Source organism: Pedococcus sp. NPDC057267 (assembly GCF_042668795.1).
Taxonomy (GTDB): Bacteria; Actinomycetota; Actinomycetes; order Actinomycetales; family Dermatophilaceae; genus Pedococcus.
Genome location: NZ_JBHUYG010000155.1, coordinates 1 through 6318 on the forward strand (window position 1 = coordinate 1; position 6318 = coordinate 6318).

Sequence of the window (6318 nt, forward strand, 5' to 3'; positions counted from 1 at the left end):
CCGCAGGCCGGGGTCAGTCGCGGCTGGTGGGCCCGGGCAGGGCGAGCATCTGGTCGAGGGCCACGCGGGCCCAGTGCGCGACGTCGGGGTCGACCCGGATGGGGTTGACCACGCGGCCCTGGACCAGGGACTCCAGCGCCCAGACGAGGTGCGGCAGGTCGATCCGGTTCATCGTCGAGCAGTAGCAGACGTTCTTCTCCAGGAACGCGATCCGCTGCTCGGGGAACTGCTCGGCGAGCCGGCGCACGAGGTTGAGCTCGGTGCCGACCACCCACGACGTGCCGGCCGGTGCGGCCGCGATCGTCGCGATGATCTTCTCCGTCGAGCCGACCTCGTCGGCCGCCTCGACGACGTCATGGCGGCACTCGGGGTGGACGATGACCTTGACCCCGGGGATGTCGCGCCGGGCCTGCTCGACGGCCTCGAGGGTGAACCGGCCGTGCACCGAGCAGTGCCCGCGCCACAGGACCATGGTGGCCGCGTCGAGCTGCTCGCGGGTCAGGCCGCCGTTCGGCTTGTGGGGGTCCCAGACGACGCAGTCCTCGAGCGCGCCGCCGAGGTCGCGGACGTAGGTGTTGCGGCCGAGGTGCTGGTCGGGCAGGAACAGCACCTTGCCGCCCTCGCCGGCCTGCTCCAGCGCCCAGGACAGCGCCGTCCTCGCGTTCGAGGAGGTGCACACCGTGCCGCCGTGGCGCCCGGTGAAGGCCTTGATGGCGGCCGAGGAGTTCATGTAGGTGACCGGCACGGTGCGGTCGGCGACCCCGGCGGCGACGAGGTCCTCCCACGCGTCCTCGACCTGCTGGATCGCGGCCATGTCCGCCATGGAGCACCCGGCGGCCAGGTCCGGGAGGATCACCGTCTGCTCGTCGCTCGTCAGGATGTCGGCCGACTCGGCCATGAAGTGCACGCCGCAGAACACGATGTACGGCGCGTCCGGCCGCGCCGCGGCGTCCCTGGCCAGCTTGAACGAGTCGCCGGTGACGTCGGCGAACTCGATGACCTCGTCCCGCTGGTAGTGGTGGCCCAGCACGAAGACCCGGTCGCCGAGGGCCGCCTTCGCGGCACGCGCCCGCGCGACGAGGCCGGGGTCGGAGGGTGCCGGCAGGTCGCCGGGGCACTCGACCCCCCGTTCGGTGTGCAGGTCGGTCCCGTGGCCCAGGACCAGCAGGGGGAGCGGGGCGTTGCGCGGCGTCGCGGAGGTGGTGCTCACGCCCGCATCGTATGCCGCGGGGCGCAGCAGGGAGTCGGCCGCTCGGCCTCAGGGAACTCCCAGCCCGCACGCAGCAGGCTCGAAGGGCCGCACCTGAGCATGGACGCGTGCGACCACCCGAGGCCCGCGTCCTCCTCCTGCTCCGCGGTCGCCATGACGTCGTGTCGGGGAGGGCGGAGACATGTCGCTGACGGGAACCGCGCTGCCGGTCCTGCTCGGCGTGGTCGCCGTGGTCCTGTTCATCGTCCTCGCTGCCGGCCTCCCGGTCGTGCGTCGACGCTGGGTCGCGATAGCGACGCGAAGCGGTGGGATCGCGGCACTCAACCTCGTGGTGCTGACGTTCGTCGGGGTCCTCGCCAACGACCACTTCGGCTTCTACGTCAGCTGGAGCGACCTGCTGGGGGCGCGCTCACCCGTCACCATCACCCACCACGGGACGTCCGCCCGGGCTGCTGTGGCCAAGCACCTCAAGAGCCCGTTGGCACCGCCGCCGGCCCTCCTCCCCACGTTGCGCTCGACGGGGCGGCTCCAGACCTACGAGGTGACCGGCCCGCGCAGCGGGCTCACGGGCCAGGTCCTCGTCCTCCTACCCCAGGGCTACGACCCGCGATCCAACCACCGCTACCCGGTGATCGAGGCGCTGCACGGCATACCCGCAACACCGTCCGGGTGGCTCACCGGCCTGAACATCCAGGGCGCGCTCGACGCGGAGGTGGCGGCCCACCGGATCGCCCCGAGCATCGTGGTGATGCCCCAGAACAACTTCCCGCTGTCCCTCGACGGTGAGTGCGTGAACGGACCGCCTGGGACGCCGCAGATCGAGACCTGGTTGTCGAGCGACGTCCCGCGCTTCGTGACCTCGCACTTCCGGGTCGCGACCGACCGCGCGTCCTGGGCGGTCATGGGCTACTCGGAAGGGGGCTGGTGCGCCGCGATGGTGGGCATGCTCCACCCCGACGTGTTCGGCGGCGACATCGAGTTCAGCGGCACATTCCGGCCTGAGTTCACCTTCGCCTACGAGCCGTTCGGGAGGTTCACCCCGCTGCGGTACGACCTGGTCGCCCTCGCCCGGCACCACCCGCCGGCTCTGGCCATGTGGGTGCAGTCGAGCAAGCAGGATCGCTACTCCTACCCCCCGACCGCGGAGTTCCTCAAGGAGGTCCGGCCGCCGCTGTCGGTGACCACCGACCTGCTCAAGTCCGGTGGGCACCGGGTGCAGCTCTGGGAGTCGGAGATGCCGGGCGCCCTGCAGTGGCTCGGCGCAAACCTCCCGGGCTTCGCGGCGCGATGACCCTCCGGGGCCTCCGCGCCCGGGCCGGGTGCGGGAGGGCCGGGTAAGGGGGGACCGGGTCAGGGGGGACCGGGTAAGCGGGGACCGGGATCAGAGCAGGTGGATCTTGGGGCTGCTGCGCGCCACGCTGACGTGCTGGTCGCCGAAGCGCACGACGACCCGGTCGTCGTCCAGCTTGACCACTGACCCGAGGCCGTGGCGGTCGTGGGACACCCGGTCACCGACGGCGAAGGTGGGGTGCTCGACCGGCTTGGTGTCGCGGTTGAACGGGCTGTTCTGCAGGTGGGCGCGTTTGCTCGGGGGGCGAGTGGACATGCCTCCCAGTGTCCACCCATTCGAGGCGGCTCGCGTGCGCCACCCCCCTCCCGGTCGTGGCCCGGGCGTCCCGGCAGGTAGACTTGGTAGGTCGCCCGGACAGTTTCGCCACGGGCGCCTCGCGATCTCCCTCCTGTGTGCTGCGGCCCACTGTGGCCCGCCCGGCGGAACGCCTCTCTGACCTCTGGAGTACCCACCCGTGTCCGTTGACACCACCTTCGCGCGCCTCGGCGTGCCCAGCACGCTCGTCGACCTGCTCGCCGAGCGCGGCATCACCACCCCGACCCCGATCCAGGCCGCGACCCTCCCGGACTCGCTGGCCGGGCGCGACGTGCTCGGCCGCGGCCGCACCGGCTCCGGCAAGACGTACGCCTTCCTCCTGCCCCTGCTGACCCGGCTCGCCGCCAGCGGCACCGCCCGCCGCCCCGGCCGCCCGCGTGCGCTGGTCCTGGCCCCGACCCGTGAGCTGGTCCTCCAGATCGAGGCGGCGATGGCGCCGCTCGCAGCGGTCCTGGGCCTGCGCAGCCAGACCGTCTTCGGCGGTGTGGGGCAGAACCCGCAGGTCCGCGGCCTCCAGGCCGGCGTCGACGTCGTCCTGGCCTGCCCCGGCCGGCTGGAGGACCTCATCGGCCAGGGGCACGTGAGCCTCGACGCCGTCGAGGTCACCGTGCTGGACGAGGCCGACCACATGGCCGACCTCGGGTTCCTGCCCGCCGTGCGCCGGCTGCTGGACGCGACCCCCGCGGGTGGCCAGCGGCTGCTCTTCTCGGCCACCCTCGACAGCGGCGTCAACGTCCTGGTCAAGCGCTACCTCAGCTCGCCGGTCACGCACGAGGCCGACTCGGCCCAGTCGCCGGTCGCGCAGATGACGCACCACGTGTTCCACCTGCGCCCCGACGCCCACTTCCCGGTCCTGCTCGACCTCGCCGCGGCCCCGGGCCGGACGGTCGTGTTCACGCGCACCAAGCACCGGGCCAAGAAGCTGGCCCGCCAGCTCAACTCCTCGGGTGTCCCCGCCGTCGAGCTGCACGGCAACCTGGGCCAGAACGCCCGGACCCGCAACCTCGAGGCCTTCCACGACGGCAGCGCGACGACGCTGGTCGCGACCGACATCGCTGCTCGCGGCATCCACGTCGACGACGTGGGCCTGGTGATCCACGCCGACCCGCCCGTCGAGCACAAGGCCTACCTGCACCGCTCGGGCCGCACCGCGCGCGCCGGCTCCAGCGGCACCGTCGTCACCCTCATGACCGACGAGCAGGTCCGCGACGTGCGCGACCTCACCCGCAAGGCGGGCATCAACCCGACGACGACCCGCGTGCACCTCGGCCACCCGATCCTCAGCGAGGTGGCGCAGGGGGAGCGGACCTTCGCAGGCGCGTTCCAGGCCGCCCCGGCCACGAACGGCGGCGCGAGCGCAACGGCGGGCCAGGGTGCCGGCAACGGCCGCGGCGGGTCGGGTCGACGTCGCGGCCGCGGGACCAGCGGCGGCACGAGCACCCGCGCGACCAGCGGCGGCACGAGCACCCGCGGTACGAGCACCCGCGGCACGAGCGGCGGCCAGCGCCCGGGCAGCCCGGCGCAGTCCGGCGACGGACGCGGCCGTGACGCGGCCCGACGGGGCGACGGCGCCCAGGGTGCGGGCGGCTCGCGACGCCGGTCGGGCGGCGGGTCGAGCACCGCCTACTCCACCTCCACGCCGAGGTCCGGGGGAGCGGCGGCCTTCTCCTCCGGGAGCAGGGCCGGCACCCGACGCGGTCGCTGACGTCGGCGGCGTCGCGCGCCGGTAGCCTCGTCGCGTGCACGTCGTCATCGCCCCGGACTGCTTCACCGGCACGCTGACCGCCCAGCAGGCGGCCGAGGCCATCGCCCAGGGCTGGCGCGAGTCGGCGCCGCACGACCTGCTCACCCTCGTCCCGCTGTCCGACGGCGGCCCGGGCTTCATCGACGTGCTCGCCAGCGCCCGGCCGGAGGCCGAGACGGTCGTCGTCACGGTGGCCGACCCGCTCGGCCGCGAGGTCCCGGCGGCGGTGCTCCTGGTCGATGCCGGCGGCGCCCGCACGGCATACCTCGAGTCCGCGCAGGCGGCGGGCCTGCACCTGTTGGCCGCCGACGAGCGCAACCCGGCCGTCACGAGCACCTGGGGGGTCGGGCAGCTGCTCGACGCCGCGCTCGAGGCCGGTGCCACCCGCATCGTCGTCGGCCTCGGCGGCAGCGGCACCAACGACGGCGGGGCCGGCATGCTGGCGGCCCTCGGCGTCGGGGCTGCCGAGGAGCTCGCCCGGGGCGGCCTGGCGCTCGCCGACATCGGTGACGACGCCCTCGGCGGCCTCGACGCCGCGCGCGCCAGGTTCGCGGGGGTCGAGCTGGTGCTCGCGAGCGACGTCGAGTCACCGCTGCTCGGGCTCCAGGGCGCCTCCGCGGTGTTCGGCCCGCAGAAGGGGGCCTCGCCCGAGCTGGCACAGGCGCTCGAGAGGGCACTCGGCCGGTTCGTGGAGGTGGTCCGCCGCACCGTGCCCGAGCAGACCGACCTGCTCAGCGGCAAGCCGCGACGCCTCGACAAGGAGCCCGGCGCGGGCGCAGCCGGGGGGCTGGGCTACGGCCTGTACCTGCTCGGGGCCTCCCGCGTCAGCGGCGTGGCCGAGGTGCTGGGGGCAGTGGGCCTGCGCGACCTGCTCGCCGCCGCCGACCTCGTCGTCACGGGGGAGGGCAGCTTCGACTGGCAGAGCCTGCAGGGCAAGGTCGTGGCGGGCGTGGCCGGCCTCGCCCTCGAGACCGCGACCCCGAGCGTGGTCCTGGCGGGCCAGACCCTGGTCGGGCGTCGCGAGGCGATGACGCTGGGGCTGTCGGGGACGTATGCCGTGGCCGAGACGCCGGAGCAGGTCGAGGCCGCCATGGCCGACCCCGTGGGCACGCTCGCCCGCCGCGCCGCCCGCGTCGCGGCCACCTGGTCACCCCAGCGCTGAGGACGACGTACAGTGGAAGCGGTGCGGGAACAATCTGCACCGACCGTGGGTTGGCCCGAGTGGCCCACCTCCACCGACATGAAGGACGCATCACCATGAGTGTTCAGGACCAGACCGCTCCGGCCGCGACCGAGACGCCCGCCGAGGCCACGCACGGCGTGCTGCTCACCGACGTCGCCGCGGGCAAGGTCAAGTCCCTGCTCGAGCAGGAGGGTCGTGACGACCTGCGCCTGCGCGTGGGCGTGCAGCCCGGTGGCTGCTCCGGCCTCATCTACCAGCTCTACTTCGACGAGCGCACCCTCGACGGTGACCTGCTGCGCGACTTCGACGGTGTCGAGGTCGTCGTGGACCGGATGAGCGCGCCCTACCTCGACGGCGCGACGATCGACTTCGCCGACACCATCGAGAAGCAGGGGTTCACCATCGACAACCCCAACGCGGGCAGCTCCTGCGCCTGCGGCGACAGCTTCAGCTGACCCCGCCCGACCCGGCACCGCCGGGTCGGCTGTCGCGAAGGGCCCCGCACCAGCTGGTGC

At 73.8% G+C, this 6318-nt stretch carries 6 protein-coding genes; 4 read left to right on the forward strand and 2 right to left on the reverse strand.

Features of this window, described 5'->3' with window-relative positions; translation table 11 throughout:
• Positions 1-13: 13 nt before the first annotated feature.
• Positions 14-1210: a quinolinate synthase NadA gene (nadA, locus tag ACFUC1_RS19990; protein ID WP_379122958.1), complete on the reverse strand. Its 1197-nt coding sequence runs from the start codon at positions 1208-1210 to the stop codon at positions 14-16.
• 181 nt (positions 1211-1391) lie between these two features.
• On the opposite strand from nadA, the gene ACFUC1_RS19995 reads away from it, so the two are divergent.
• The gene (locus tag ACFUC1_RS19995; protein ID WP_379122960.1) at positions 1392-2501 is read left to right on the forward strand and encodes an alpha/beta hydrolase; all 1110 of its coding nucleotides are present in this window, start codon (positions 1392-1394) and stop codon (positions 2499-2501) included.
• Positions 2502-2591: 90 nt separating this feature from the next.
• On the opposite strand, the gene ACFUC1_RS20000 is transcribed toward ACFUC1_RS19995, so the two are convergent.
• Entirely contained in the window at positions 2592-2816 is a 225-nt protein-coding gene (locus tag ACFUC1_RS20000) for a hypothetical protein (protein ID WP_379122962.1), read from the reverse strand.
• A 199-nt stretch (positions 2817-3015) separates the two neighbouring features.
• On the opposite strand from ACFUC1_RS20000, the gene ACFUC1_RS20005 reads away from it, so the two are divergent.
• The 3 genes from ACFUC1_RS20005 (at position 3016) to ACFUC1_RS20015 (ending at position 6258) form a co-directional block, all read left to right on the forward strand.
• Complete coding sequence (locus ACFUC1_RS20005; RefSeq protein WP_379122964.1) at positions 3016-4581, forward strand: DEAD/DEAH box helicase; 1566 nt, start codon at positions 3016-3018, stop codon at positions 4579-4581.
• 34 nt (positions 4582-4615) lie between these two features.
• Positions 4616-5782 (forward strand): glycerate kinase, encoded by a 1167-nt coding sequence (locus ACFUC1_RS20010; RefSeq protein ID WP_379122966.1) that lies wholly within the window; start codon positions 4616-4618, stop codon positions 5780-5782.
• A gap of 95 nt (positions 5783-5877) precedes the next feature.
• Positions 5878-6258, forward strand: a complete 381-nt coding sequence (locus ACFUC1_RS20015) for a HesB/IscA family protein (RefSeq protein ID WP_379122968.1) — start codon at positions 5878-5880, stop codon at positions 6256-6258.
• The last annotated feature ends 60 nt before the right edge of the window (positions 6259-6318 follow it).